Here is a 26,601-nt window from a genome sequence, read left to right as displayed (position 1 = left end):
CGATGCGAGAGAAACTCGTCTGCGGCGCTCTCGCCGCGGGGGTCGCCTTGTCCGCGCTGGTCGCGGGCTGTCGGCGAGAGACGTTTCCCGTCGTCCCCGACACCCCGACCGGCAACGCCGCACGCGGCGCCGAGCTCGCAGTGCGCTTCGAGTGCGCCCGCTGCCACACGTTCGCGGAAGCCGCGCACGTGACGGTGAAGCCCGAGAAGGACTGCGTCGGTTGCCACGAGAACATCATGCAAGGGCGTATCGAGGCGGCGCCCGAGGCCATCGCGAAGTGGCAGCCGATCGTGAAAGACCTCCGCTACACACCGACGCTCGCCGCAGCGAGCCGTCTTCGAAGCGACTGGCTGGAAGCGTTTCTCCTGAAGCCGCACGATGTGCGCCCGGGACTCGTGATGACGATGCCGCGCTTGGGCATCTCGCCCGACGAGGCGAGGGATCTCACGGCGTACCTCAAGGCGCAGGGCGCGGCCCCGTCGGCGGCCCCCGTGGCGAAAGGCGATGCCGAGAAGGGCAAGCAGCTGCTCACGAGCAAGGGATGCATGACGTGTCACCGCTTCACGGGCGGGCCGCCTTTGACCGTTGGCCCGCTCACGGTCACCGTTTCGCCCGAGAAGCTCGCTCCGGCCATGGTGCTAGCGCCGGACCTTCGCTACGCGCGCGATCGACTCGCGCCATCAACGTTGGCGGCGTGGCTCCGCAAGCCTTCGGCGGTGAAGGTGACGACGATGCCGGACATCCCTCTGACGGAAGACGAGGTGGCGGCGCTCACGACGGTCCTGCTCACGGCTCCTCTCGCACCGGTGACGGCCTCGGCGTTCGCGCGTCTGCCGGTGCTCTCGCGGCCTGTGCGGTTCGATGAGGTCAACGCCAAGGTCTTTCACCGGACCTGCTGGCACTGTCACTCGGAGCCGGACTTTGCCATCGGCGACGGCGGCCCTGGCAACTCCGGCGGCTTCGGCTTCCTCGCGCGCGGCGTTGACCTCTCGAGCTACCAAGGCGTGATGGCGGGCTTCTTCGAAGTGCCGCCCACCAAGACGGAGCCCGGCAAGCGAAAGAGCCTCGCGGTCGCCACGAAAGATGGCTTGCCCCGCCTCGTGGCATCGCTCGTGGCTCGTCACGGCGAAGAAGCGGGGCAAAACACTGGCGAGGTGCGAGGCATGCCCCTTGGTCTTCCGCCGCTCGGCGCCGAAGACATTCAGCTCGTCGAGAGCTGGATGGCGCAGGGGCGACCGCGATGACCGGACTCGTTCGGACGCTCGCGCGTCTGGCATGCGCGTGCGCGTGCTGCGCGGCGTGCGCGAGGGATGGGGCGCCCACGACCGCCAACGCGTCGTCACCGGTCGTGAGCGGCTCGACCCCGACCCCGAACATGACTGGACGGAGTCCCGAAGGGACGGAGGAAAGGCATGTCGACGGGTCCGCTAGGACCCTAGTCACCCCGACCCCGACCCCGACCTCGACCACGACCACGACGACGCCCGCGGTCGATCCGCGCCCCGTGAGGATCGAGGCGCCGGCGGATGCGGAGGTGGCCACGTTTCTCCGCGCCGCAACGGCGCGCGCCAAGCGCGAAGGACGAGCCGTCATCGTGGAAGTAGGCGCCTCGTGGTGCCCGCCATGTCGGACGTTGAAGGCGGCCGTTGCCAACGGCGAGCTCGACGACGTGCTCGCAGGTGTGACCCTCGTTGCCTTCGACGCCGACGTGCACGGCGAGCGCCTCGACTCGTTGGGCTACACCTCGAAGTTCATCCCGGCCTTCTCGGTGCCCCGCGGCGACGGACGCGCGAGTGAGTGGAAGGTCGACGTGAAGCTGCCCAAGACGGCCTCTTCCCGGGACTTGGCCCGCGTCTTGGCTCCGCTCGTCGAGGCGGCCCGGAAATAACGCCAGCGAGGCCTCATCGGTCCGCGCATCCTCGCCGGGGTCAAGATCGCGCTCCGTTGGCCGTTCACCAGAACGTGGCCATGCCCTCGCTCCCTGCGCAGAGTCTCGCCCCCGCGGAGGAGCAGAACCCGCGGGTGCTCTTCTTCGAAGGTGCCTCGGGTCTAAGCCGGGACGTGATCTCCGCGTTGGCCGCCAGCGGGTGCGAGCTTCGGGTTCATTTGACGACCTCGCGACTGTCGGAGGTGGTCTCGGAGTTTGTGCCCGACTTGGTGCTCATCGACGTGGCCGTGCCCCACGGAGGCCTCGCGCTATGCGCCGAGCTACGGGCAACGGAAGCCGCTCGCGAACTGCCCATCATGATCGTCGCGGAGGGTGCCTTCGACGAAGACACGGTCACGCGAGGCTTGCTCTGCGGCGCTGACGACTTCGTTTCGGTGCGCGAGCGCGTCGCCGAGTTCCAGGCGCGCGTGCGCGTTCAACTGCGCCACAAGCGCGATCGCGATCGCTTGCGTCGGCTCCGCGCCGAGCGCGACACCTTGCGGCGTGAAGCGTCGGTCGATCCGCTAACCAACCTCCCCAACCGCCGGAGCATCGACGCGGCGCTTGAGGAGGCGTGGTCGCGCGGCGCCGCGTTCTCCGTGGTCTTCGTCGACGTCGATGACTTCAAGCAGGTCAACGACTGCTTCGGCCATGACGTCGGCGATCACGTGCTGTGCGCCGTCGCCGAGGCGCTCGGTGGTGACGCCGAAGGCCTCGTCGGTCGCTGGGGTGGCGAGGAGTTTGTTGTGGTGCTTCCCGCGGCGCGAAGCAGCGAAGCCGAGGCCGTGGCCGAACGATGCCGCAAGCGCGTCGAGGCGGTGCGGCTCCACGAACTGGGAGCGCGGCCCGTGACCGCCAGCTTCGGACTAGCGTCTTTCGATCCGCGTGCCCCGGACATGAGCGTGGAAGCGCTCTGCCAGCGCGCCGACGCTGCCCTCTACGAGGCGAAACGCGCAGGAAAGAATCGCGTCCAGAGCGCGCGGCCCCTCTTCAGCCGCGCTGGTCACGTGTCGCTACGGATGCCGAGCGTCTCCCTTGGGCCCGCGAGCGACGGGCGCGTGGCGCTCGAAGCGAGTCTCCTTCGCGAGCTCGCGACGGGGCGCGCCGGTCTGCCGGTCTTGCCGGAGGCCGCCGAGGAGGCGTTGCGGCTCGCTGAGGATCCTCGCACCGACATCGGTCGCATCGCACGGCTCGTGGAGCGCGACCCGGCCCTCGCGGCGCGGTTCATCGCCGTCGCCGGCTCGGCGCTCTATTCGCGTGGCATGAAGCCCGTCTCGACGCAGGTCGCGCTGGTGCGTATCGGTCTCGCCACCTCGCGCGACCTCCTCCTGCAAGTCGCCTACGAACGAAGCGCACAAGACTTCCCCGTGTTCCGGGCGGAAGTTGCCCGTTCCTTCGAGCGCAGCGTTCGCGCCGCCATCGCCGCGCGACTCCTGACACACGAGCTGCGCGTCGCTTGCGACAGCGCCTACCTCTGCGGCTTGCTCCACGACATCGGCGAGTCGCGCATCTATCGGCTCCTCGCGCAGATGCCCTACGCCGTCGAACACCCGGACCTCGCCCACGAGCTCGTGGCGCGCCATCACCAGCGCGCCGGCGCGGAGGTCGCTCGCGCGTGGCGCCTTTCGCCGGAGATCATCGAGGCCTGTTCGTTCCACCATGGCGCCGTGCCTCCCACGATTCCTTCGCGACTCGTCATGGGCGCCGACGTCCTCGTTGCCGTGCTCGAGCAGGTGGATGGCCCGACGGCCGCGGACGAAGCCACGCTCAAGTCGTTGGGCATCGCTCCCGAGCGGCTCTTCGACGTCATCGAACGCGTGCGCTCGGCGGTCGCCGACGCCGCCGTTCCGGGGAACCCCAGCCAACCGCCGAGCACGGTCCGCCTAAGCCATGGACCTCACAGCTCGAGGTACCCGCGGACCGCCTCGTCGTTGGGCACGCGGCTCCGCACGCGATAGACGCATATCCGCGTTTCGGGGATGGTGTACGTTGCGTGCCCGGCGGGCCGGCGCGGTCCGCCAAACGTCGCCATGCGCTTCACTCTTCCGAAACGCGAGACGCTCTTCTTCTTGCTCGTGGCCGTCGTCGCGTCGGCCCCCGCGTGGATCGTTAAGTATCCGCCGATCCAAGACGTCCCGTTTCACCTCGCGACGATCCGCGTCATCCACGACATCGGAAACCCGGTCTACGGCTTCGGCGACCTCGTTCTGACGCTCGGCCGGACGCAATACGTCTTTTACTACCTGCTCGCGAGCGTCCTCTCGACCTTCGTGGGCGTTGTGCCCGCCAACGTCCTGCTCATGAGCGCGTACTTGGGAGGCACGCCGCTCGCCATTCGCGAGCTGATGCGCGCCTTCGGCAAAGACGGCCGGGCGGCGCTCCTCGCGGTGCCCCTCCTCGTGAACGTGATGTTCATGTTCGGGCTCCTGCCGTTCCTCCTCGGCATCCCGCTCATGTTCTGGGGCCTCGCGACCGCCGTCCGCTGGTTCGAAGCGCCGACCCTTCGCCGTGGCCTCTTGCTCGCCGCCATCAGCTTCGCGCTCTTCTACTCCCACGTCTTTCCCTTCGGGATCTTCGGGCTCGGCTTCGCCGCGCTCTTTCCCTGGACGAGGCCTCGTGAGTGGATTCGCGCCGGCCTGCCGACGGTGCCCGCTCTCCTCGCGCTCGCTCGGTGGACGCTCTTCACCGACGCCGGCAAGTTGACGCGCGGAGCCTTGCGGCCGGGCCCGGAAGACGGCATCGCGCCGCTCAACCAAGCGTTGCCGGGCGTCTTTCAGTGGCTCACCGACGTCTTCAAAGACACGACCGACGAGGCCATCCTCATCGCGACGGCGATGGTCGCGGTCTTCGTCGTGGGGCTCGCCCAAGGCGATCGCGACGGCTCGAGCGACCGCAGTCGGGCCTACGTGCTCCTGCCGCTCGCGTGCGTCGTCCTCTACTTCACGATGGGCGAAGGCCACGATTACATCTGGCTCATCGCGCAGCGGTTCCCCATCCTCTTCCTGCTCACGGCGATACCGCTCTTGCGGATGCCCATCGGCCTGCGTGGGCACTTGGCCACCTTCGCGATGGCGGCGCTTGGCGTCGCATCGACGGTGAACACGTGTCGCCACTTCATGAAATTTCAGCTCGAGGAGGTCGGTGACATCGACCAGGCCATCGGCGTCATGGAGCCGCGCAAGAGGGTCGCTGCGCTGATCTTTGATCGCGGCTCGAACGTGACCAACTGGGCCCCGTTCCTTCACTTCGGCTCGTACTACCAGCTGCACAAGGGCGGCATCGTGCAGTTCTCCTACGCGGGCTACTTGCATTGGCCGTTCGACTACAAGCCGGGCAAATATCCGCCGCCCGGCGGGCCTGCGCGAAGCCGCTGGGAGTGGACGCCTGAAATGGTCCCCGCACGCGGTGAGCTCTTTCCCTATTACGACTACGTGCTCACCCGCGGTGAAGGGTTCCGGCCGCCGGCGGGGACGTTCCACCTCAAGTGGCGCGGTGACCGCTGGGTCGTCTGGGAGCGGGACGCCTCGTGACATCGGGCGCGACCCGTAGTACGAGCATGAAGCGATGGCGCAGGGAAAAACCCGTAGCACGAGTGCAGCGACCGAGGGACGTATCGGCCCCACGGCGAAGGTCCGCGGCCGCGTGAGCGGCGAGGGCAACCTCGTCGTTGCCGGTGAACTCGAAGGCAACGTGTCGTTGCGCGGTGAGCTTTCGATCGAGCGGGGCGGCAACGTGGCCGCCGACGTCATCGAGGCCGACTCCATCGCCGTCGCCGGCACCCTGACTGGCGAGATGCGCGTCACGGGCCGTGTGCACGTGGCGGCCGGAGCGGCGGCCCGCGGCGACGTCTCCGGCGGAGCCCTTGTGCTCGACGAAGGCGCAGAGTTCGACGGACGTATCGACAACGACTTCACCCTGCCGCCGGAATTGGGCGGCGGCTCAGCCGAGCGACCCCGGCGTCGTTCGTGAGGTAGATCATGGCAAGCACGGTCATCGGCGCAGGCATCACCATCGACGGCGACCTCACCACGGACGACGACGTGGTGATTCAAGGGACCGTGCGCGGCAAGCTCACGGCCAAAGACGGCGTGGTCGTCGAACAGGGCGGGGTCGTCGAGGCCGACATCGCGGGCGGTGCCATGAGCATCGCAGGCGCCGTGACCGGCAACGTCTCCTCCACCGACCGTGTCGACCTCCAATCGGGCGCCAAGGTCGTGGGCAACGTCAGGGCCACTCGCATCACCATCGCAGACGGCGCCCAGTTCAAGGGCAACGTCGACATGGACGTCTGAGCGCTGCCGCTCGAACACCGCGCGCGAACACCGGAAGGATACGAGATGGCAACGGTCACCGTCATCGGCCAGGGATCGAAGGTTGTTGGTCGCGTCACGGGCGAGGGCGACCTCGAGATCAACGGTCACGTCGAAGACGACGTCGAGGTCGATGGTGACGTCACCGTCGGCGAGAGCGGGCTCGTCGGCTCCAATGTCCGCGCTCGTCGCCTCGTCGTGCGCGGCGCCGTCAAAGGCGATCTCGTTGGCATCGACGCCGTCGTCCTTGAGGCTGGCGCGCGGGTTGTTGGTGATCTGCGCGCGCCGCGTGTGGCCATCGCCGCCGGCGCGCTCGTCCGCGGGCACGTCGCTACCGAGGCCGGCGCTCGCTCCTCGGCGTCGCGCGCGGCCCCTCGAGCGGCCGCCAAGGTCGAACCCCGTCGCGTCGAAGCGCCGCGTGCGCCAGCGGCCCGGGAAACGACCCGCGACGTGAACAAGGCGGCGCGAGGCGCACCGCCTGCGACTGTGGCGCGGCAAGCGCCGGCTCCCGTCAAGGCACCGCCGCCTCCGCGCAAAGCGCCGGCTCCCGTCGTGCCGGTGCTGAAGAAGGGCGCGAAGGGCGCCCTCAAGAAGCGCGCAGGCGGCTGACGTGGGCCCCCGCGAGCGGCTCCTCGCTCTGCTCCGCGAGCTCTCCTACAAAAAGGGCCGCGTGCTCCTCGCGTCGGGCAAGGAGAGCGACTTTTTCATCGACTGCAAGCAGACGGTCCTCACCGCCGAGGGCCATCGCCTCGTCGGTGAGCTCATGCTCGAGCCGCTCCTGGGCGCGTCGCGCAGGCCGCTCGTCTCCGCCGTGGCCGGCGTCGAGCTCGGCGGCTGCCCGCTCGCCAGCGCCGTCGCCGTGACGAGCGCCCTCGCATCCGTCCCGCTCGACGCGCTCTACGTGCGGAAGGAAGCCAAGGATCATGGCAGTCGCCGCCTCATCGAGGGCGGAACGCGCCTCAAGCCCGGTGCGTCCGTGGCGCTCCTCGAAGACGTGATCACCACGGGGGGCTCGACCTTGAAGGCCCTCGCCACCTTGCGCGAAGCCGGCTTCGTCGTCGAACACGTCGTGGTGCTCGTCGACCGGCTCGAAGGCGGGCGCGAGGCGCTCGTCGCCGCCGGCTTGCAGGTGCATGCGATCTACACGAAAGCCGACGTGCGCGAGGACTGAGCCGTGCCCTCGCTTCCGCCTCCCTTCGCGCCCATCGCGGTGCACGAGACGCTCGCCCTGGAGCAAGAGTTCTCCCTCGATGCGGTCGTCGTGCGGGGCTTTTCGTTCCGCGAGGTGAACGTGAAGGAGGCCTTCACCGGCAAGGACGGCCAGGGGGCCTTCTTTCGCGCCAGCCTCAAAGACCTGGGGCCCGAGTCGGCCCGCGCCCTCGCCTACGAGAGGATGTCTCAGTCGCCGGAGTCGCCGGCCCGGATCACGCTCGTCTGCGCGATCTTGGGCCGCCAACGAATGATCCAAGTCACGCAGAAGGCCACCGAGCTCGGTTGCGTGCGCGTCGCGCCGGCCTTCACGGAGCGAAGCGTCAAGCCGGCAGATCTCGATCACGAGAAGCCCTGGGCCTGGCCGGGACAGGCCAAGAAGGCGGCCAAACAGTCGCGACGCTCGAGCGTTCCCGAGGTGCTGAAGGCGGCCCCCCTCGCGCGGCTCGTCGACGAGGCCTTCTTTCGGGAGGCGCAGACCCGGTACGTGCTCGACGACCGGCCGCTCGGCGAAGCGCCGCTCGCCACCTTCGAACCGACGCCGGCGCCGGGCGACTACGTTCTCGTCGTTGGGCCGGAGGGTGGCTTCAGCGACGCGGAGCGGGCGCTCTTGGCGTCGCGGAACGTGGTGACGCTGGCGCTCGGCTCGCGTGTCTTGCGCGCCGAGACCGCCGTGTTCGCCGGCCTCGCGGTCCTTCAGCACCGGCTTGGCGATCTCCGGATCTGAGCGGTTGGCCCGCGCGCGCCTGCGCCGTCGGCCGCCGTTGCGTGCGTGTCAGCCGGCGGCGGCGGCGAGGCTCGCCGAGCTTCGGCTCGACGTTGGCGCGAGCGTCAGCGGCTCGAGGAGACGAGTCACGATGCCCGGGAGTTCGGCGGCCAGGGCCGGCGGCAAGAGCGACCCGGCGTGAAATACCGCGAAATCGGCGTAGCCACCGAGCGCGCGTTTCACGAGCGAATCGCGCCGCCCAGCGCCTAGGTTGCGAAGGATTCGGCCGACGTCGACGGAGCCGTCGTCGTGAGGGAGCACGTCCTCGAGCAGGGCGCTGAGCTCGGCGCTTCGCGACACGTACCGCTCCAGCGCGCGCCTTACGTCGTCGCCGCGGCGCACGCGATCGCAGAGGCGATGCACCTCAACGAGGACCTCGTTGTAGGTCGTGATGATGTCGGCCGTCGAGTTCGCCCGCGGGCCCATGAACTCGACATGTCCTTGCGTGCCCAGTTGGTAGAACGCTTGCGTCACCTCGAACTCGAGGAGGCCAACCTCGCGGCCGATGTCGGCGATGCACCGCACGCCGTCGCAAAGGTCGAGCAGCGTCCGCAGGGGGTCGTCGAGCTTGGCGCCGCCGCCGTCGAGTGTCACGGCGTTGAGTCGCTGAGGAATGTGCCTCGACGAACCCACGCGCCGCCGGAACACCAGCATCTCGTCCATGCGACGAGCGCCTTCCATCAAGAGCGACTGCAACGACGGGCGTTCCGGCGCGATGAGCGCGATGTCCAGTCGCTCTTCGACGAAACAGAAGACGCCGTCCTCGACGCGGAGCGCCGCGTAGAAAATCTCTTCCGCTTGGCGCCCGAGGAGCTGCTCGAGGGTGGCGACCTCGACGCGGCCCAAGGCGACCAGGACTTCGCCGATGCGTCGACCGTCGAGCGCCGCGAGCATGGTCGCTTCTTCGATGTCGTCGCGGGCCACCTCACCGCTGCGGTAGAGCATGTCGCCGATGCGTTCGTGAGCCGCCGTGGTGGCCGCCCCGACGAGCTCGCCGGTCTCGAAGACGACGGCTCGAATGGTCTCGCTTGACGCGACCACGAGGGTTCCGCTGCGGCCCGATTGCGCGAGCAGCGCGACGATGTCGCAAAGGCCGCCCGCTACGTGAATCTCGCCCGCAAGACGCACCGGGAGATCGCGCTCCGACCAAGCGGAGGGGACCAGCCGGCGCAGCGCGCCGCGCAACTCGGTCGCAGGTCCCGCTGGCGTCCGTCGACTGGCTTGGAATCCCGAGTTCGTTGCCGTCATCAATCCCCCATCCGCTGTGTCAGCGTGCCTTTCGGTGGAGCACGCCACATACCAACGGCGGTCACTCGCCACCGACGTCCTGATTTCGCCGTGTTTCGAGCACCCACGCTGAACCGGTGCGCGGTCACCGGCCAATCCACTTGCGAGGCGCAATGGCCTTCCGCATGACTTTCCTAGGAAAGTCCGAAGCGTCGCCTCCTTGCACGGCCTGCCGCATCCAGCAAGCCGTTGCACCCCGGTCTTCCTGAAACTGCCCGCAGTTTGCCGCGGCTACATGCAAGGCGAAGTGGTTCTCGGGGGGCCGGGCGCCGTCGACACCCACACCCGAGCTGAACGTGGGTCGATCCTCGCGTCCTTCCCGGGTGACGACTTTTCAGCGCCCCGCTTCGCCAATTGCCGTGGATTTTTCCCGGCACGGAACCGGCAGAGATGGGGCGAGCCATGAAGAACCCCCTTCGCTACCAATTCGTCCGAGCCCTCCTTGTGCGCGCCCTGCCTGTCGTCCTCGGCGCGACAGCCTTCGGCTGCAGCTCGGCCGACGCCCCACCCGTCGCCGAGAACAGCGCCGCTGCGACCGCCGCCGACGCGGCGCCCTCGTTTTCGTCGTCGAGCGACGCCGCCGTCATGGCGCTTCCTCCCCTCGATCCTGGTTCCGACGCTGGAACCACGGTGGTGCTGGATGCCGCGGCGCCTCTTCCGATCGTCGACGCGGGCCCCGTGCCGTGTCCCGTCGGCGGCGAGCTCGAGGTCGAGCCCAACGACGTGACGCCCAACGAGCTCAACAACATCCGCTGCGGCGTGCTCGCCGGCGCCGACGCGAAGGACCTCATCCAAATTTCACGCGCGGCCTTCGGGCTCGCCTGGACGGGAGCCGTCAACGTCACGTTGACGCAGCCGGTGCCCGGGGGGCCCTACTTGGCCGAGATCGTGTCGAAGACGCCCGGCGTGCCGGCGTATTGGGTCATCAACTTCAAGTGAGCGGCTCGTGCCGACGTGAAATTCGCTCTACGCTCCCCCCATGATCCTCGAGGAGCTCAAGAAGCGCATCACGCTGGCCATGAAAGAGCGACGCGACGTCGAGAAGGAAGTGCTGCGCGTCGCGCTCGGTGAGATCCAGACGGCGGGCGCGCGCGCCGGTCGTGACATCTCCGATGACGATGCGGCTCAAGTGGTTCGCAAGCTCGTGAAGTCGATCGAAGAGACGCGGGCGCTCACCGTCGACGAGGCTACCAAGGCGACGCTCGCCCTTGAGCTCACGACGTTGCAGTCCCTGCTGCCCAAGGGGCTGTCCGTCGACGAGATCGTGGAGAAGCTCTCCGCGTCGCGCGACGCCATTCGCGCCGCGCCGAGCGATGGTCAAGCGACCGGCGTTGCCGTCAAAGCCCTCAAGGGGCTCGGTCTCACGGTGCCCGGGAGCGACGTCTCCCAGGCCGTCAAGCTGCTCCGGGCCTAGGCCGCTTTCGCGAAGCGGCCTCCGTCGCTCACCGCCGCGACTTGCCGCGTGTGAGCTCGGCCACCGCCTGCGCGATGCCGTCGAGCGTCAGCTCGAAGGTCGGGAACAGGTCCGAGAGCAACTTCGCCGTCCCCGCGCGCCAGTAAGACTCGGGCTCGGGGTTGAGCCACACGCACTTCTTGTAGTGATCGTGGAGGAGCTGCATCCACGCGATGCCGGTCCGATGCTCTTCGCTCGGTCGGTACGAGAGCTCGGCCCAGTCGCCTCCGCCGAGCAATTCGGCCGGATGCATCGCCGCGTCGCCGACGAGGACGAGCTTCCAATCGGCGCTCGTGGCGTCCATGACATCACGGACGCGCATCGGCTCGGTGAACGTCTCGGTGCCGTAGAGCCGACCGTAGATGCAGTTGTGGAAATAGAAGGTCTTGAGCTCGCGGATGTTCTTTGCGCGCTTCGCTGCGGAAAACAGCCTCGAAACCAGCTCCGCGTAGGGATCCATCGAACCGCCCACGTCCATCAGCAAGAGCACGCGGACGTTGGAGCGGCGCGGCGGCTTGAGCACGATCTCGAGCTCGCCGCCGCTCTTCGCCGTCTCCTCGATGGTCTCCTCGATGTCGAGCTCGAGGACGTCGCCCTCTCGCTTGAGGGCGCGGAGCTTTCTTAGCGCCACCTCGATCTGGCGCACGTCGAGGACGAGGTCCGAGCGGTAGGGCTTGTAGCGACGCGCGTCGGCGACGCCAAGCGCGCTCCGGCCTCCACCCATAGCGCCGACGCGCAGGCCCGAAGGGTGCGTCCCGCGCGCGCCAAAAGGGCTCGTGCCGCCGGTGCCGATCCATTTGTTGCCGCCGTCGTGCCGCTCGGTCTGCTCGCGGAGCCGCTCCTCGAGCATCCGCCTTAGCTCGTCGACGTCGAGGCTCTCGAGGAGCGCGCGCTCCTCTGGCGAGAGCTCGCGGCGCGCCATGGGATCGCTGAGCCACTGGGACAATTCGTCGGCGATGGCGATGGCCTCGAGCGTGACGCCTTTGAAGTGCGAAGAGAACGCCTGATCGAAGGCGTCGAGGTCCGCCTCACGGTGTACGCAGAGCGCGCGGGCGACGTGATAGAAGCCGTCGAGCGAGCTTTCGTGCAAGCCGCGGGCGAGCGCCCTCGCCATCGCGAGAGCCTCCGGCGGGCCGACCTTGAGCTTCTTGGCGCGCAGCTCGTAGAGAAAGGGCACCAGGATGGCGCTCACCGCGCCGCTCCACAGCGCAGGTCGCCCTCGGTCCGCGCCACCAGATCGTAGTCGCCGACGGCGAGTTGCGGCGGGATGGTCACGGCGGCGGCAAATTCGCCCTTTGCGTTCGTCGCTACCGTTCCAACGCGGCGCTCCACCACAGCGGAGCGGAAGAGGATCTCGACGGTCACGAAGGCGCACCGCGCGCGGTCTGCCGTGACCGAGCCCGACACTTTGAGCGGACCCCCGCGGCGCACGACTTCGTTCTCGACGGTCACCTGGATGGAGGAGGGTGGCCGCAGATCTTCCGGCGCCTTCGGCGCGCTGCGAGGTCCGATGGCGGCGCCAGCGTCTCCGCTCGTTTGCGTCGCGTTCCGCTGGCTCGAGGCGGGCGAGCGCGGGGTGCTTCCGGCGTCGGCGAGAGAGCCGCTCGGCTGCGCGCCGGGCCGCGGCAGGCCTGCGATGTCCTCGCCGCGGGTGGCGCCCGGCGGCCAGCCGAAGGTGTCGGGTGGCGGCTGGTGCACGGGCTTGTTGGCGATCGACTGCGTCAGCATGCGGCCCGCACCGCCGAGGTCGATGCGATGCCACAGCTGGCCGTCGTGAACCTCGACCCACGCGTGCGCTTCGTTGAGGACCATTCGCGTGGGAATGCCCAGGCCGAGCGCCGTCACGAGAAACGCGTACGACCGGTGTCGACAGACGCCCTTTTGGCCCAACGCCAGATCGATGTAGACATCACGTTCCGCCTTGGCCGGCTCTTCCGAGTCGCGGAACGCGCGAAAGTAGGCCACGAGCTTCCGGGTGACGTCTCGCGGCGCTTGCTCGCGCGAGAGCCCGAGCTTGCCGAGCACCACGGCCGCGGACGCGGCGACGTTCGCCGGCAAGGCAGCCACCTTGGGCAACTCGCCCCAGTTCGCTGCGTGCAGCTCGCCACCCAGGCTCGCGCGACGAATCGCGAGGTCCAGCACGAGCCGCGCGCGGCCTTCTTGTGGGAACTCGACGAACCAGTTGTCGGCATCGTCGCGGAGAAGCTGGAACTTCAGATCCTTCTGCCCCAAGGCTGCGTGCGCGTGGATGACGCGCGTGTCGGGGCCCACCGTCGGAATGCGCACCCGTTGACCGGGCTTCCCCTCGACGACGATGTCGGCGAAGAAGCGATCGTCGGCCGCGTCGACCTGCGTGGAGCGGGGCAACGGTCGAAGGTCTGGGCGCACCACGGTCAGCGCGAAGTCGCGCGTCACCGCGTCAAAGGCCACGAGGCGCTTGAAAGGCGCGTTCGAAGGCGTGAACGGATCGTCGTAGGGCAAGCTGTCGGGGCGCCTCGTGTCGCGATCCGGCACGAAGGTCGCATCGGGCTGCAGACCGGGCACCGACGTCGCGGGGCCTTGGCTGTAGGCGCTATCGCCGGTCGACAGGGGCCGCCGCACGTCGGGCGCGCCGATGAGGCCGCCCGGTGTCTCGACGACGGCGGGCACGTCGCCTGGCATCACGGCGCCGAGCGCGAGGTCGACGCGGGCGTCGTCAGGAATGGGCTCGTGGAGCACGGCCGGCGCCGCGTGCGCCGACAGGGCGAACGCCATCCAGGCGACGAGGGGCCCGAGCGCGGCGAGGTGTTTCTGCCCCATGCTCTTTCGCAGGGTGCTCACCGAAGGGCGTTGGCCTTCGGCGGCACCGCCGTCGGCGCGCCGGGACGGAAAGCCCCGGGTTCGTAGAGGTAGCTGCCGTCGGGCGAGGTGCCGTAGGTCGGGCCGTACCAGGCCATGCCTGGCGGTGCTTGCTCCCAGTGTCCCGGGATCCACGAGTACGTGGCGCCGTTCCAATGCCAGTAGCCTGCCACCCACGTCGCCTGCGGACCTGGTGGTGGTGAGCGGGTCTCGACGAGCGTCGGCGGCGGGGGACTGTTCACGACTTGCCCTCGCGGCGGCGTCGCCGTTACCCCAGCGACGCATCCCGCGAGGGCCGCTTGGAGAGCTGTGGCGAGGAGCGCCGTGGAGAGACGCGCCGGGGAGAGAAGCCGCTGATGCATGAGACCTCCGAAGAGTACCATCGACCGATCATGTCGTCCCGCAATGCACTCTCGCTCGAGCTGGCCGGTCTCCCCGAGGCGCTCCGCGCTCGTCTCGCGGCGCACGGCTTCGACGAGCTCCGATTCCTGGCGCTCGCCGACCGCCTCGACCCGTCGTTCGCCGACCAGAACCGCCTGAAGGGCCCCGTTGAGCCGCCCGCCGACGACGAGCTCCTCCGCATTCCCGACACGGGCGCAGAGGAGGCGCGCCTCCGGGCTCGGGGCGAGGAGGCCCTTTCCCGTGGCGAGGTCGCCATGGTGGTGCTCGCCGGCGGCATGGCCACTCGCATGGGCGGTGTCGTGAAGGCCCTCGTGCCGGCGGTCCGTGGCCGCACGTTCCTGGAGCTGCGCCTTCGAGAGAACGAGACCGTGGGCCGGCGTTACGGAAAACCCGTGCCCCTCTGGTTGATGGCGAGCGATGCCACCCACGAACCGACCACCGCCGCGCTCAAGCGGTACGGCGCCGGAGCGCATGTCGAGCCGTTCGTTCAGGATCTCTCCTTGCGCTTGACCCCCGAGGGTGCGCTCTTCCGCGACGATGCGGGGGCTCCCAGCACCTACGCCACGGGCCACGGCGACCTTCCCGACGCCCTTCGGCGCTCGGAATTGCTCCGTCGGCACCGCGCCTCTCCCCGGGCGGCACCGTCGTGTGGATCGCCAACCTCGACAACCTGGGAGCGACCGTCGACCCGGTCATCCTGGGCCTCTTCTTGGAACAGCGTGACCGCGGCAAGAAGGTCATGGTGGAAGTGTGCGACAAGGCGCCGCTCGACAAGGGGGGAGGGCCGGTGCACGCGGAAGGGACACTCCAAGTGGTCGAGGAGTTCCGTCTGCCGGTGGGCTTTGATGCGAGTCGCATCAAGGTCTTCAACACCAACACGTTCCTTGTCGACGCAGCGGCGCTCGACGAAGCGGCCATCGATTGGACCTGGTTTCGCGTTGAGAAAGCGGCCCACGGCCGCAAGGCCATCCAGTTCGAGCGGCTCGTTCAAGAGCTCACCCGGGCGCTTCCCGCGGCCTACGTGCGGGTCCCCCGCGACGGGGGCACGAGTCGTTTCCTGCCGGTGAAGGACCCGGAGGAGCTGGCCCGCCGCGGACCGGAGCTTTCAGCCGTCGCGACCTCGCGGGGCATGCTCTGAGAGCGCCGCCCGGCGCCCTCGCAAAGGCGCAAAGGCGCCTCCAAAGGCGGCTCTGCGGCCCGAGATCCAGTTACACTACGCGCGATGAACTCGGCCGAATCGTTCGAGGTACCGCTGGCCGCCACCGAGCTGGCGCAGCTGCTCGACGGGCTCGCGCAGACGATTCGCGGCGGATCGCTCGGCGCCACTGGTTGCACGCGACCTCACCCGCTTCTCCTCTTGCTCTCGCGTGGAGACTTGGCGGTGCTGCTCGTGCCCGCGATCGTATGGGACAAGGGCCGCGATCTCATGAAGCCGCTCATGGAGCGCTTCGCCGACGGGAGCGCCATGATGGTGCTCCTGGGGCACCCCGCCACCGACGCCACGACGGTCGTCGGCAAGGGGCTCGCGAGCTTGATCTCGGCGACGCCGTCGTCGGAAGAGCTGTCGGTCGCGGTGTCGCGCGCCTTCGAGTTGCTCGAGGCGCGAGCCCGCGCCGAGAGCCGCGGCAAGAGCCTCGACCGCTATCGCATCGAGCTCGGTGAGCTCTTGAACATCGCGCGTTCGATGGGCACCGAGCGTGACGTCTCGAAGCTTCTCGGCATCATCCTCGAGAAGAGTCGCTTCATCACCGGCGCCGACGCCGGCAGCATCTACGTCGTCGAGGGCGACGAAAAGCGCCCCATGTTGCGCTTCAAGTTGACGCAAAACGACTCGCTCACGTTCGACTCGCGCGAGTTCGTGATGCCCATCTCGATGCGGTCCATCGCCGGCGCCGCGGCGCTAACCAAGAAGCCCGTCAACGTCGCCAACGTCTACGAGCTGCCGCCCGGCTCGCCCTACTCGTTCGACAAGAGCTTCGACGAAAAGATCGGATATTCGACCCGATCGATGTTGGCCATGCCGCTCGTCTCGCAGCGCGACGAGGTCATCGGCGTTATCCAACTCATCAACAAGAAGCGCGAACCGGAAGAGAAGCTCCGTTCTCGCGCCGACGTCGAAGCCCAGGTCATCGCCTTCGACGAACGCAGCGAAGAGTTGCTCGGCATGCTCGCGGCGCAGGCCGCTGTTTCGCTCGAGAACACGATGCTCTACGACGAGATCCAGAAGCTCTTCGAGGGCTTCGTGCGGGCGAGCGTCGAGGCCATCGAGTCTCGCGACCCGACGACGAGCGGTCACTCGCGTCGCGTGGCGGATCTCACCGTCGAGCTCGCGAAGATCGTCGACGGCGTGCCCGACGGCGCCTACGCCAGCGCGCGCTTCAGTCGCGAAGACTTGCGCGAGCTCGAGTACGCGAGCCTCCTGCACGACTTCGGCAAGATCGGCGTGCGCGAGAAGGTCCTCGTCAAGGCGAAGAAGCTCTTCGACGAACGGCTCGAGCTCATCCGCGGGCGCTTCGACTTCGTGGTGCGCTCGCTGGAAGCGGAGATCGTGGGCCGCAAGCTTCGCGTGCTCGAGCGCGGCGGAGCGCAGTCCGAGTTGGAGGCGCTTGAGCGCGAGCTCGTGGAGCGGCGTCTCGAGATAGAGGCGGCTTACACCGCGGTGCTTCACGCCAACGAGCCCACGGTGCTTCAGGAGGGCGACTTCGCCACCATCGAGCGCCTCGCGCGCGAGACCTACACGGACCTGCGCGGCGAGATGCAGCAGCTCCTCGACGAGACGGAGGTGAGCTCGCTGAGCGTGAAGCGAGGCTCGCTCACGCCGGAAGAGTTCGACGAGATCCGCTCGCACGTCTCGCACACGTTCAAGTTTCTCTCGCAGATCCCGTGGGGCAAAGCCTTCCGGCGCGTGCCCATCATCGCCGGCGCGCACCATGAGCGATTGAACGGCACCGGGTATCCGAATCGCTTGCGCGCGGAAGAGATTCCCGTGCAATCGAAGCTCATGAGCATCTCCGACATCTACGACGCGTTGACGGCCAACGACCGGCCCTACAAGCGCGCCATACCCGTCGATCGAGCGCTCGACATCCTCGACTTCGGCGTCAAAGACGGGCACCTCGATGTGGACCTCGTGCGCATCTTCCGCGAGGCACGCGTTTGGGAGCGCGTCGCCGCGGGAACTCCGTGAGGTCACTCTCGGCCCCGCGTTCCACCGCTCGCAGGCTCCACCTTGCGACGCTGCTCGCCGCGGCGACAGCTCTCGTCTCGAGGGTTGCGTCGGCGGAGCCGGCCGACGCCGGCGCCACGCCCGTCGCCATCGCCGCCGACGCGGACGCCGGTGTCGACGCCTCGCCAACAGCGCCGCCGCCAACAGCCCCGTCGCCAACGACAACCGTCGACCCGTCCCTGGGGCCCGATCCCTTTGTCGACGCGGGCGCGCCACCAGCGACCGTGCTGCCCACGCCCCCCGCCGTCGACCTTTCGCCGTGGAGCCGTCCGAGCGGTTGCACGAGGCCCGGCGACGACGACGCAGACGACGAAGGTCTCAGCATCGGTGGTCACCACGCCAAGGTCCGCGTGACGATGCTTCTCCAGCCTCAGCTGGCCTGGGAGATCTTCGACGCGTCTTCAACGCCGAACGCCGGGCCCGACGGCACCCTCCCCGAAGGCGTTTTGCCCAACACCACTTTGGGGCGCGGCGACGGCAGCACCACCAATCGCGCCACGTTTCGGCTGCGCCGCGCGCGGCTTGGCCTCACGCTCCGCACGAGCTCGCCCTTCGGCGCCGTCTTTGAGATCGATCCCAACCTCGCGGACCGGGAAAATCCAGCGAGCGGCACCATCGCTCGTCGCATCGAGTTGATGGCCTCCACGCGCGAGCGGGTTCCGCGCTACGAGGTCGGCGCCGGCCTCTTTCCTGTGCCCTTCAGCCGCGATCTCGCGGAGCCACACGCCGCCCGCATCTTCGTGGAGCGAGCGTGGGGGACGCGAGCCATGTTCCCTGAAGACGCCGACATGGGCGTCCGCTTCCGGCGGCGCGTGCCCTCCGTGGGCCTCACGGTTGATCTCGCCGTCGTCAACGGCGTAGCCGTTGGCGAGCCGACCTTCGGTCGCACGCCCGACCTCAACAAGACCAAAGACGTCACGGCTCGCGTCGCCCTCGACCTCAAGCGTTTTGAGGTGGGCGTCGGTGGCTATGGAGGCCAGGGTCAGGTCGTCAACGCGCAGACGTTTCGCGTGCAGCAGCGGCCCCGCGCCGCGCTCGTGATCGACGCGCTCTTTCGTGGTCGCGTATCGCGCAACTTTCCCGAGACGCGCATCTCCGGCGAGGTCGTCGTCGGTCGAAATATGGATCGAGGCGTGGCCTATCCATTCCTGCTCGCGCTCCCCGCCGACGGGCCGGGGCTGCCGAACTTCGATCCCCGTAGCGCATGGCTGCGACTGGAGCAGGATCTCCGCGCCCTGACCCTCGGCATCCGCTACGACACGTACACGCCCGACGCGTCGGAGCCCGACGATTCACGGCACACCTTCGCCGTCGCGCTCGCTCGGAACATGGGCCGCGTCGCCCGCGTCGTGCTCGAGTTCGATCACGTGCTCGACCGCACCCACGCGCCTTCTTCGCCGGCGCCCGCATCCACGCGTCAGAGTGAAGTGCTCTCGCTCATGGGGCAGTTTTCCTATTGAGCTTCGCGTGAAGCTGCACGACGAGCTGGGCAAATTCCTCTTTGGAGCGGAACCCGTAGAGGGCCGCGTCGGTCACCGTTAAGAGGTCGAGCACGAGAGCCTCGAGCTCCGCGGCGCCTGCTTGTGGCGCGAGCTTCCCCTCGATGGCGGCCGCGACATCGCTCGAAAGCATGAAGTCGCCGCCGAGGCGAACGCCCCCGTCGCAATCCGCCATGCCCACAACGCCGATGGGGGCCGCGACGGTCTCAGCCCAGGCTAATGCGCGCGCGCGTGGCGGCGCTACTTGCCAGTCGCCCAACAGATCGGTCAGCGGCGCGTCGCTCCGCTCCACGCTCGCGCCGGCCGCCTCGCCGTAGGCACGGGCGACGTGCTCCGTCAGCGCCTTCTTGTCGACCTTCTTGCCGAGGACCTCCTCGAGCGTCGCGGACTTCTTGTTCATGAACGACGAGCGGGCGTCTCTCGCGAAAGGGTCGGCGATGGCCACGAAGGCCTCGAAGAGCGTGCGCCGTGACGCCGCGTCGTGTGCGAAGGCCAAGAGCGCCACCGGACGGTGGCGAACGCTGATCCAGTCGCGGCCGAAGTAGCTCGCCGGGCTGCCGAGCCGCGACAGCGCGCGAAGGAGCGGTCGCACGTGACGGTTCAGGATGGCGTCCGGCGGGCAAGCGAGCCACGTGTCTTCGCGCGGAAGCGAGAGCATGACGTGAAGCGACGCGGGGCCCGCGAGCACCGCCGGGCCGCCGGAAGCGCGCGACAACGCGCTGGGAGCGGCGGCCGAGAAGGCGCCCGCAAGCTCGCCTTCTTCCGTTGGCGTGACGAGCAAGAGCCGCGGACCGTCGCTCGCCGTGGCGAAGGCCCAGTGCGAGGCGCGCGCCATCTCCGCAAGGTTGCCCGACGCGACGTGAACCGGGAAGGGGAGCGTCAAACGGCCTCTTCTCGGGTCGGAAGGCCGCGCCAAAAGAGCGCCAGCCGCTCATGAACACGGTCCGCGACCTTCCGTGAGCAAGGGAACGGCTCGCCGCGCGCGAGGCGCGACGCAAAAGGGACCGGCAGCTCGAGGATCGTCGCCAGCTCAGACTCGAAGCCGCCGGTCGTCTCGAGCCAACGCCGTGCGCCCAAGACGAGGTCCTCGAAGAGCGGATCCACGACGGCGGAGTCGGTTGCGATGGTGTCGGTGGGGAGTGCGGCTCGTCCGTCGGTCTCGTCGTCCGACGCGGCGACTCGCTCCACGTCCCCCAGCAGCGCGAGGACATCGTCTTCGCCGAGGCCCTCGAGGGCGCGCGCGCGATCGTCCACGACGGCGTTCACGATGGCGCGCTTCTTCGCCTTGAGCGAGAGGATCTTCTCTTCGACGGTGCCGGCGGCCAAGAGCCGCACCACGGTCACCGGCTTGTCTTGCCCGATGCGATAGGCGCGGTCCGTGGCTTGATCCTCCACCGCCGGGTTCCACCAGGGGTCGCAGTGAATCACCGTGTCGGCGGCTGTGAGGTTGAGGCCGGCACCCCGGCCTTCAGCGAGATGAGAAAGAGCGTCGCGTCACCGTTCTGAAAGCGCTCGATGGGGACGTCACGCTTGCGCGTTCGCCCGTCGAGGTATTCGTAGCGGATCCCGGCGAGGTCGAGGTCGCGTCGCCAAAGCGTGAGCAGCTCCACGAACTGAGAGAACACGAGGGCCCGCCGCCCTTCGCGCGCGAGCTCGTGCACCAGCTCAAGAAAGGCCTCCCGCTTCGCGCTCATGGCCGCGGGCTTGCTTGGGTCGACGAGCCGCGGATCGCAAGCCATCTGTCTGAGGCGCAAGAGCGCTGTAAAGACCGTCAGCGTGCCCACCTCGCCCTTGTCTTCGAAGGCGCGACGCACCGAGTCGCGGAGCGTGAGCGCGAGGGCGTCGTAGAGGCGACGGTTCTCCTTGGTCAACGTCACGAAGCGATTCATCTCCGTCTTGGGCGGCAGCTCCGGCAAGACGTCGCTCTTCGTTCGGCGCAGCAAGAAGGGCCGCATCAGGCCCTTCAGCTCTTGGGCCCTCGGACTCGTGACGTCCGTGGCCACGGGGCGCTCGTAGCGTCGCTCGAAGGACTTGACGCTCCCGAGCATGCCCGGGTTTACCAGGCTCGCGATCGACCAGAGCTCGCGCAGGCGATTTTCTACCGGCGTGCCCGAGAGCGCGAGTCGCACGTCGGCATCGATACGCGCGGCGGCGCGCCTCGTCGCCGCATCGGCGTTCTTGACTTGTTGCGCCTCGTCGAGCACCAACGCGCGAAATCGAATCGCCGAGAGCCATTCGACGTCGCGCCGCAAAACGCCGTACGTGGTGACGACGACGTCGTGACCCGAGATGCGTTCCGCCGTGCGGCTGCTGCGGGGCCCATGGAGCAGGTGGGCGCGCAAGCTCGGCGCGAATCGCTTGATCTCGTGCAGCCAGTTGGACGCGACGGAGGTCGGCGCGACAACGAGCGACGGCGCGTGCCCTTCCGCCTCCTTCCATTGAGCCAGCAGCGCGAGCGTCGTGATGGTCTTCCCGAGGCCCATGTCGTCGGCGAGGATGCCGCCCGCTCCGAGGGCCTTCAGAAATTGCAGCCACGCGAGGCCTCGCTCTTGGTAGGGACGCAAGGTCCCCGTGAGAGACTGAGGCAAGTCCGGCTCGGCGATCCGGAGCGAGCGCAGCCGCTGCCGTAGGCCTTCCACCGACGCGTCCATGCGGCCGTCGTTCTCTTCGAGCCATCGTTCGACGCGGCCCAACTGATGCGCTGCGAGGCGCGCTTCGCTCTTCGCCCCCATGACCTCGCGGGCCTCTTCGACGAGCGCCTCGACAGACTCGGTGATCTTGGCCAGCGTGCCGTCGTCGAGGGGCACGTAGCGGTGCTTCCGCTGAAGCGCCCTCTGGATGTCGGCGAGTTCGACGGGGACGTCGTGGGCGGTGAACTCGAGGCGCGTGCCGAGCCAGTTGCCTTCGAGGGCGACGTGGACGCGCGATTGAATGGCCGAGCCAAGGCGCACGCGCGCGAGGCGCTCGCTCAGCGCCGTCTCGACGCGTGGCTCTTCGCACGCGCGAAGCTCGAGGAGTCCCTTCTGCCAGAATTGCACCGCCTGCTCGCCGGCGGCGCCGACCACTGCGGCCTTTGGGTCGAGGGTGTCTTCGCCGTCGGCTGGTGCCACGAGACCCACGCGCTCCGCCAGGGCGCGCGCGTCGGCTTCGGCCTGTTCGTCGCGCGGCGCTGCTGCGCGCGTCACTGCTGGTCCGAAAAGCGGGACTTCGCCGTGCGCGTAGACGGCGATGAGCTCGCCTTGGAAGTCGAGAGGCTCACCGGAGAGGCGGAGAATCACGCGAGGCCGCTCCACGTGGGGCAGCCCAAAGGTGTCGCTCGCGGGAAGAGAAACGCCGGCCGAACGGAGCGAGCGAAGGAGCTGACCGCCCACGTTGGCCAAGCGCCCATGGGGGATCACCAGCTCCGGCGCCCCCTCCAAGCGACTCGCGACGTCCACGTCGACGTCACGCGCCACGCGATAGAGGGCGCCTTCGCGCGTCCAGATGAAGGGGTAAGGCCCGGGAAAGAAGAGCGCGTCGCCGAAGCCGATGGAGAGGCCGCCGTCGGCCACCCAGCGCGCTCGCAATTTGGTGGCGGAGCGCGCGCCGTCGCCTTCGACGGAGGTCGCCGTCGTCACCAGCGACGGCCTTACGACGGGCGACCGAAAGTCCAACGGGGCCTTGAAGCCCGCGCCGAAGACGCCGCCGTGTTGACGCATGGCCTCGAGGGTCAACGAGGCGAAGGCACCGCGCACCGCGATGGTCTTCTTTCCCGAGGTCTCCTCGGCGTAGCGCACCACGTTGCGGTCTCGTGGCGAGAGGCGCAGGCGGGCGAGATCGCGCGCGCCCACGAGCCTCTTTTCGCCATAAACACGCACGGCGAGCGAGAGGCTCGGCGTGCGGCGCGCGGCGGCGTCGCCATAGGCCACACCCACCGTCTCGTCGGCGCCATGGCCCGTGGCTGCGATGTCGAGGCGCGTCACCACGGCTCCGTCGCCGGGGCCGAGCCAGCTCTCTAGCGTCGCGTCCACCATCGCCTCGAGCCGGCGCTCTTCGCGATGGTTCGGCATGGCGCCAAACGCGCGCGCCGCGTCGGCGCCCGTCTGCAGGGCCACCCGGAGCGGCCTTGAGGCGGCGAGATCGACGGCCAGTTGCGCCATGTGCAGGCACGGCCCAAAGGGGGTGAAGCACCGAGAGCAGTCACCGCGCAGCGCGCCCTCGCGTTCGGCGAGAAAGAGCGTGACGCGCGAGAGCCCCATGACGTTCTTTCCGAGGGCCGCGGGGCCCTCGCCCGACGCGTCGCCCATCGTCGCAAAGACGCGCCCATCGCTCGTCATGCGCGGCGGCTCCACGTAGACAAGCCGGCCCAACAGCGCGTGCTCGAGCTCGCGCTTTCCGAGGAGCGCCCGCAACGCGTGCAGGTCGAGGCGCTCGAGCCAGTGATCGTCGTGACTCATGGTTTCAGTCGGGCGAGCCGACCATGGTAGCCGAGCGGAGGGGGCCGGCGTGAGGGCGGTCGTTCCGCCGAAGGGGCACGTTGGGCTACGCTGCGTCGATGGTGGCGCGTCGACGACAGCGGGCGGGGATCGTGCCGCTGCGGCGCGCGCTCGCGCTGGCGTCTTGGGCCGGGGCCCTCTTGGCGGCCATCGCCGCTTGCCAGGTCGTCGTACCGCTCGAGGGGTTTCGCGTCGCTGCCACCGCGAGCGTCGACGCGGGCGCGCCGCGTCCCGTCTCTCAGGCGTGCTCGGCGGAGATGCCTCCGCCCCTCGACACGGTGCTACCTGGGGGAGGTGACATCTCCGTCGATCTTGTCTTTGGCTCGCTGGTGGCGGACGCACGGAACGACGCCGGCGCGACGACGTGCCCGGTGCCCGGCTTCAACTTGGACAAGAGGACGACCTGCATCGACTCGCAAGGTCAACAGATCGCCATCTCCGCTTGCCCCGCCGGCGAAGGCTGCGTGTTCGGTCCTTCGTGCAGCAACAAGATGCGCCGGCACAATCCGTGTGATTTCCCTGGCGGCGTCGACAACGCGCTCGGGCGCGCGTTTGGGCCCGAGTTTTTGGGCTCCATTCCCGGCGTCGACCGACGACAGATCGAGCCCAACTCGGTGCTCAAGAACGGCGTGGGCAACGTCATCCTTCGCGTGGCTGGCTACAACGGCCGTGAAGACGACGATGATGTCTCCGTGTCCTTTTTTGTCGCCTCCGGCATCGCCGGGACGACGGCGCCGGTGGAGCCGCTCCGCTCCGACGGCGGCTTCATTCCGTCTAACCTTCGGGAGTATTGGGACGGCAAGTCGCTCCGTACTTGGTACGTGGATCCCAACAGCGTCGAGTCGGCAACCTTCATGGTTCCCAAGTACTCCGTCGACGGCTACGTGCGCGGTGGCCTGCTCATCGTCGCTGCCGCGCCGCGCGAAGCCGGCACCCCCTCCACGGTGCTCGTCCCGCTCCTCGCGCCCATTGCGGTCGAGCACGTTCAACTCACCGGCGAGCTTCGCCTGATCGGTGATGAATGGCACATCCAGCGGGGCAATCTCGCGGGGCGAGTGCTCGTCAGCAACTTGGTGGAGCAGCTCTCGAAGCAATCCATGATGATCGACGGTACCTTCGAGCCCCTGTGCAAAAACGAGGCAATCCAGGCGTTGGTCCGGAACACGGCCTGTGAGCTCGCCGACCTCGCTGACACGCCGGGTGGTGATTGCACCCATCTCTCGGTGGGGATGACCTTCACCGCAGTGCCCGCCACGGTTGGGCCGGTGCGTCCGGGCCTTCAGGCGGGCGAGATGAACCCTTGCCCCAACCTCGAATACGCGTGCCTGGGTGTACGGTGAAGCGCGCTCGTCGCCTCCGCATGCAACGTGGCTTCCTCTGGATGGCCTGTTCGGCATGCGCCGTGGTCGCTTGCGGTCGCCTGACAGCGTCCGTCGACGTCCCCGATCGGGCCGCGGCCAGCGCTCCCCCGGGTGACGCTTCGCTCGACTTGGCGCTCCCGAGCGAACCGCTCGCGTGTGAACCCGCTGACATGTCCGCGTTTCAACCGAGTTTTGTGCCTCCGACGGACCCGCAGCCGGGAGCGTGCGACTCACCGGACGAGATTGCGCTGGTCACCGATTGTCTAACGAGGGCCTCGTTGCCGCCCCAGGCCTGCGCAGAGGTCCGCGAACGCACCCGCGGCGTGACTTGCGCAGACTGCGTCGTCACCACCGCCGACGCGGGTCGTCACGGGCCGGTGATCATGGACGGCTTCGTGGCTCGTCTCAACGTTGCCGGGTGCATCGCGCTCTTCACGCGGCAGGGGCGCGATGATCCAGGTTGTGGAGGGTGGGTGGCGGCGCTCAAAACTACACCTTTGAGGCCTGCCGCGGCTGCGGCGCAATCGATGCCGCGGCAAGTTACGACGGCGCGCCGCACGCACCCGAGACACCGGCGCTCGAGGCGTGTCTGATGGCTGCGCGTCGTGGCACCTGCGTTCGGTTCGTCGATCGCGCCGAGCGCTGCCTGCGCCCAGTGGCTGGGGGGCCCTCAGCGGTGTGTCAAGGCGTAGGAGACTTCATAAAGCGCGCCGTCGCGCTTGGCAGTCCGTTTTGCCTGGCGCTCGATGCCGGCGCTCCGCCCGATGGCGGTGGCGATTGACCTGCGAGTGACCGCCGTGAGGTTGGCGCGCCGAGGGGGCCCGCCTCAGAACGACGTTTGCAGCGACCAACCAGCGGCCTTTGGCGAGACTAGCGGCGTCATGCCGACCTTGGCCGGTGCGCTCCGCCGCGACGGCGACGTCAGCACGAGCGTCACGCCCACCGCGGCGCTCACGAGCCCCGCGCCAAGCACGATGTTCGAGGCCCACGCGCGCGTGTCGAGCTCGTTCAGCTTGTCGTCGCGCTCCGTTTGCGTCCCCTTGTTTGCCGCCGCGCACGTGTCCTTGAAGAGGCCGCCGCACTCCGGGCCACGGAGATGCCGAGGCCGGCTCCCACGAGGAACAACACGCCGCCGACGGTTGCCAAGGTGTACCCGGCCCGCGTCGTGTCCGGCACGTCGGCGAGCTTCGGCACGGTGACAAAGCCGCGTCCACGAACCTTTTCAAGCGGAACTTCGAGGCGAAACGACGTCTTTTGAGGGGCCGTGGCCTCCAAGGTTCGGGTGCCACCGTCCGTGGGGAGCTCAACTCCCCACTTGTTCGGCGGAAGCTCGACGCCGTCGAGGCGCACAACGAGGCCCGCGATCTTTGCCTCCTCGGGGACGACGACGCGGAGATAGGAAATCTTGGCCTCGATGTCCTTGAGGTGCTGCGAGGCACGCTCCACGCGATCTTGGCGCGTGCCGCGCGACGACTCGACGACTTGGTTGAAGAAGTCGGCGGCCGTCGCATAACGCTCGAGCGCCACGTTGCAGAGACCGAGGTTCAGCAGCGTGCCTGCCGCGGCCGGGTCGAGCTTGCGACTCGCTTCGAAGCGGGCGCAAGCTCCCTCGGCGTCGCCGCGCGCGAGGAGTACGCGCCCCTCGACGAAGAATCGCTCCGCCAGCGTGTTCACTTGCGCGGCGTCACCGCCTCGCCCTTCAAGCAACGTTGGCGGCGGCGCTTTCGCTGGCGGCGCTTCTGAGGCGTCCTGGGCGTGTGCGAGCGGCGCCGAGAAGAGGACGAGCAACGCCAACGCTGGAGTCCAAGGCTTCGCGGAGAGCATCATCCGCGAGTCTATGCAAAACGA

At 68.6% G+C, this 26,601-nt stretch carries 23 protein-coding genes; 15 read left to right on the top strand and 8 right to left on the bottom strand.

Annotated features, from left to right (window positions below; genetic code table 11):
* Nucleotides 1-2 precede the first annotated feature (2 nt).
* From IPG50_20875 to IPG50_20835, 9 genes are all read left to right on the top strand, one after another.
* Nucleotides 3-1,244 carry a c-type cytochrome gene (locus tag IPG50_20875; protein ID MBK6694639.1) on the top strand — a complete coding sequence of 414 codons (1,242 nt, stop codon included), beginning with the start codon at nt 3-5 and terminating at the stop codon, nt 1,242-1,244.
* Nucleotides 1,245-1,504: 260 nt separating this feature from the next.
* Nucleotides 1,505-1,888: a thioredoxin family protein gene (locus IPG50_20870; GenBank protein MBK6694638.1), complete on the top strand. Its 384-nt coding sequence runs from the start codon at nt 1,505-1,507 to the stop codon at nt 1,886-1,888.
* An 80-nt stretch (nt 1,889-1,968) separates the two neighbouring features.
* Nucleotides 1,969-3,885, top strand: a complete 1,917-nt coding sequence (locus IPG50_20865) for a diguanylate cyclase (GenBank protein MBK6694637.1) — start codon at nt 1,969-1,971, stop codon at nt 3,883-3,885.
* A gap of 72 nt (nt 3,886-3,957) precedes the next feature.
* Entirely contained in the window at nt 3,958-5,457 is a 1,500-nt protein-coding gene (locus IPG50_20860) for a hypothetical protein (protein ID MBK6694636.1), read from the top strand.
* 34 nt (nt 5,458-5,491) lie between these two features.
* On the top strand, nt 5,492-5,896 hold the full coding sequence (locus IPG50_20855; GenBank protein MBK6694635.1) for a polymer-forming cytoskeletal protein: 405 nt from the start codon (nt 5,492-5,494) through the stop codon (nt 5,894-5,896).
* An 8-nt stretch (nt 5,897-5,904) separates the two neighbouring features.
* Entirely contained in the window at nt 5,905-6,219 is a 315-nt protein-coding gene (locus IPG50_20850; GenBank protein MBK6694634.1) for a polymer-forming cytoskeletal protein, read from the top strand.
* Between the two features lie 45 nt (nt 6,220-6,264).
* Nucleotides 6,265-6,846: a polymer-forming cytoskeletal protein gene (locus IPG50_20845; GenBank protein ID MBK6694633.1), complete on the top strand. Its 582-nt coding sequence runs from the start codon at nt 6,265-6,267 to the stop codon at nt 6,844-6,846.
* A 1-nt stretch (nt 6,847) separates the two neighbouring features.
* Nucleotides 6,848-7,408 (top strand): orotate phosphoribosyltransferase, encoded by a 561-nt coding sequence (gene pyrE, locus IPG50_20840; GenBank protein ID MBK6694632.1) that lies wholly within the window; start codon nt 6,848-6,850, stop codon nt 7,406-7,408.
* Between the two features lie 3 nt (nt 7,409-7,411).
* Nucleotides 7,412-8,173, top strand: a complete 762-nt coding sequence (locus tag IPG50_20835; GenBank protein ID MBK6694631.1) for a 16S rRNA (uracil(1498)-N(3))-methyltransferase — start codon at nt 7,412-7,414, stop codon at nt 8,171-8,173.
* A 48-nt stretch (nt 8,174-8,221) separates the two neighbouring features.
* On the opposite strand, the gene IPG50_20830 is transcribed toward IPG50_20835, so the two are convergent.
* Nucleotides 8,222-9,460 (bottom strand): DUF4388 domain-containing protein, encoded by a 1,239-nt coding sequence (locus tag IPG50_20830; protein MBK6694630.1) that lies wholly within the window; start codon nt 9,458-9,460, stop codon nt 8,222-8,224.
* Between the two features lie 441 nt (nt 9,461-9,901).
* On the opposite strand from IPG50_20830, the gene IPG50_20825 reads away from it, so the two are divergent.
* Nucleotides 9,902-10,438: a hypothetical protein gene (locus IPG50_20825; protein ID MBK6694629.1), complete on the top strand. Its 537-nt coding sequence runs from the start codon at nt 9,902-9,904 to the stop codon at nt 10,436-10,438.
* Nucleotides 10,439-10,478: 40 nt separating this feature from the next.
* Nucleotides 10,479-10,913: a GatB/YqeY domain-containing protein gene (locus tag IPG50_20820; GenBank protein MBK6694628.1), complete on the top strand. Its 435-nt coding sequence runs from the start codon at nt 10,479-10,481 to the stop codon at nt 10,911-10,913.
* 28 nt (nt 10,914-10,941) lie between these two features.
* On the opposite strand, the gene IPG50_20815 is transcribed toward IPG50_20820, so the two are convergent.
* The 3 genes from IPG50_20815 to IPG50_20805 are packed head-to-tail and all read right to left on the bottom strand — an operon-like array spanning nt 10,942 to nt 14,812.
* A complete protein-coding gene (locus IPG50_20815) occupies nt 10,942-12,135 on the bottom strand; it encodes a VWA domain-containing protein (protein ID MBK6694627.1) in 1,194 nt (397 codons plus the stop codon).
* A gap of 5 nt (nt 12,136-12,140) precedes the next feature.
* A complete protein-coding gene (locus IPG50_20810) occupies nt 12,141-13,772 on the bottom strand; it encodes a transglutaminase domain-containing protein (GenBank protein MBK6694626.1) in 1,632 nt (543 codons plus the stop codon).
* On the bottom strand, nt 13,769-14,812 hold the full coding sequence (locus IPG50_20805) for a YXWGXW repeat-containing protein (protein MBK6694625.1): 1,044 nt from the start codon (nt 14,810-14,812) through the stop codon (nt 13,769-13,771). The genes IPG50_20810 and IPG50_20805 overlap by 4 nt, the downstream gene beginning before the upstream one ends.
* Nucleotides 14,813-14,838: 26 nt before the next feature.
* On the opposite strand from IPG50_20805, the gene IPG50_20800 reads away from it, so the two are divergent.
* From IPG50_20800 to IPG50_20790, 3 genes are all read left to right on the top strand, one after another.
* Nucleotides 14,839-15,330 carry a UTP--glucose-1-phosphate uridylyltransferase gene (locus IPG50_20800; GenBank protein ID MBK6694624.1) on the top strand — a complete coding sequence of 164 codons (492 nt, stop codon included), beginning with the start codon at nt 14,839-14,841 and terminating at the stop codon, nt 15,328-15,330.
* Nucleotides 15,331-15,414: 84 nt separating this feature from the next.
* Nucleotides 15,415-17,379, top strand: coding sequence for a GAF domain-containing protein (locus tag IPG50_20795; protein MBK6694623.1), 1,965 nt, complete (start codon nt 15,415-15,417; stop codon nt 17,377-17,379).
* Nucleotides 17,376-18,878 (top strand): hypothetical protein, encoded by a 1,503-nt coding sequence (locus IPG50_20790; GenBank protein ID MBK6694622.1) that lies wholly within the window; start codon nt 17,376-17,378, stop codon nt 18,876-18,878. The genes IPG50_20795 and IPG50_20790 overlap by 4 nt, the downstream gene beginning before the upstream one ends.
* On the opposite strand, the gene IPG50_20785 is transcribed toward IPG50_20790, so the two are convergent.
* From IPG50_20785 to IPG50_20775, 3 genes are read right to left on the bottom strand one after another with little or no spacing between them, the layout of a single operon-like run.
* Complete coding sequence (locus IPG50_20785) at nt 18,856-19,800, bottom strand: hypothetical protein (GenBank protein MBK6694621.1); 945 nt, start codon at nt 19,798-19,800, stop codon at nt 18,856-18,858. The two genes, IPG50_20790 and IPG50_20785, sit on opposite strands and share 23 nt — an antisense overlap.
* Entirely contained in the window at nt 19,797-20,345 is a 549-nt protein-coding gene (locus tag IPG50_20780; protein MBK6694620.1) for a DEAD/DEAH box helicase, read from the bottom strand. Before IPG50_20780 ends, IPG50_20785 begins: the two co-directional genes overlap by 4 nt.
* Nucleotides 20,342-23,353, bottom strand: a complete 3,012-nt coding sequence (locus IPG50_20775; protein MBK6694619.1) for a DEAD/DEAH box helicase family protein — start codon at nt 23,351-23,353, stop codon at nt 20,342-20,344. Before IPG50_20775 ends, IPG50_20780 begins: the two co-directional genes overlap by 4 nt.
* 98 nt (nt 23,354-23,451) lie before the next feature.
* Here IPG50_20775 and IPG50_20770 point away from each other — a divergent pair, with 98 nt between their 5' ends.
* Entirely contained in the window at nt 23,452-24,732 is a 1,281-nt protein-coding gene (locus IPG50_20770) for a hypothetical protein (GenBank protein ID MBK6694618.1), read from the top strand.
* A gap of 1,029 nt (nt 24,733-25,761) precedes the next feature.
* Here IPG50_20770 and IPG50_20765 read toward each other — a convergent pair.
* Nucleotides 25,762-26,580, bottom strand: coding sequence for a tetratricopeptide repeat protein (locus IPG50_20765; GenBank protein MBK6694617.1), 819 nt, complete (start codon nt 26,578-26,580; stop codon nt 25,762-25,764).
* Nucleotides 26,581-26,601 lie beyond the last annotated feature (21 nt).

It is taken from the genome of Myxococcales bacterium, from assembly GCA_016703425.1.
GTDB lineage: Bacteria > Myxococcota_A > Polyangia > Polyangiales > Polyangiaceae > JADJCA01.
The sequence above is the reverse complement of the archived record's forward strand: the minus strand, read 5'-3'. Positions and strand labels throughout refer to the sequence as shown.

Excerpts from the sequence above, each read along its gene's own strand:
- IPG50_20875 (MBK6694639.1), top strand. The coding sequence starts at position 3 with ATGCGAGAGAAACTCGTCTGCGGCGCTCTCGCCGCGGGGGTCGCCTTG.
- IPG50_20865 (MBK6694637.1), top strand. The coding sequence starts at position 1,969 with ATGCCCTCGCTCCCTGCGCAGAGTCTCGCCCCCGCGGAGGAGCAGAAC.
- IPG50_20860 (MBK6694636.1), top strand. The coding sequence starts at position 3,958 with ATGCGCTTCACTCTTCCGAAACGCGAGACGCTCTTCTTCTTGCTCGTG.
- IPG50_20855 (MBK6694635.1), top strand. The coding sequence starts at position 5,492 with ATGGCGCAGGGAAAAACCCGTAGCACGAGTGCAGCGACCGAGGGACGT.
- IPG50_20850 (MBK6694634.1), top strand. The coding sequence starts at position 5,905 with ATGGCAAGCACGGTCATCGGCGCAGGCATCACCATCGACGGCGACCTC.
- IPG50_20845 (MBK6694633.1), top strand. The coding sequence starts at position 6,265 with ATGGCAACGGTCACCGTCATCGGCCAGGGATCGAAGGTTGTTGGTCGC.
- IPG50_20830 (MBK6694630.1), bottom strand. The coding sequence starts at position 9,460 with ATGACGGCAACGAACTCGGGATTCCAAGCCAGTCGACGGACGCCAGCG.
- IPG50_20825 (MBK6694629.1), top strand. The coding sequence starts at position 9,902 with ATGAAGAACCCCCTTCGCTACCAATTCGTCCGAGCCCTCCTTGTGCGC.
- IPG50_20820 (MBK6694628.1), top strand. The coding sequence starts at position 10,479 with ATGATCCTCGAGGAGCTCAAGAAGCGCATCACGCTGGCCATGAAAGAG.
- IPG50_20795 (MBK6694623.1), top strand. The coding sequence starts at position 15,415 with ATGAACTCGGCCGAATCGTTCGAGGTACCGCTGGCCGCCACCGAGCTG.
- IPG50_20775 (MBK6694619.1), bottom strand. The coding sequence starts at position 23,353 with ATGAGTCACGACGATCACTGGCTCGAGCGCCTCGACCTGCACGCGTTG.
- IPG50_20770 (MBK6694618.1), top strand. The coding sequence starts at position 23,452 with ATGGTGGCGCGTCGACGACAGCGGGCGGGGATCGTGCCGCTGCGGCGC.
- IPG50_20765 (MBK6694617.1), bottom strand. The coding sequence starts at position 26,580 with ATGATGCTCTCCGCGAAGCCTTGGACTCCAGCGTTGGCGTTGCTCGTC.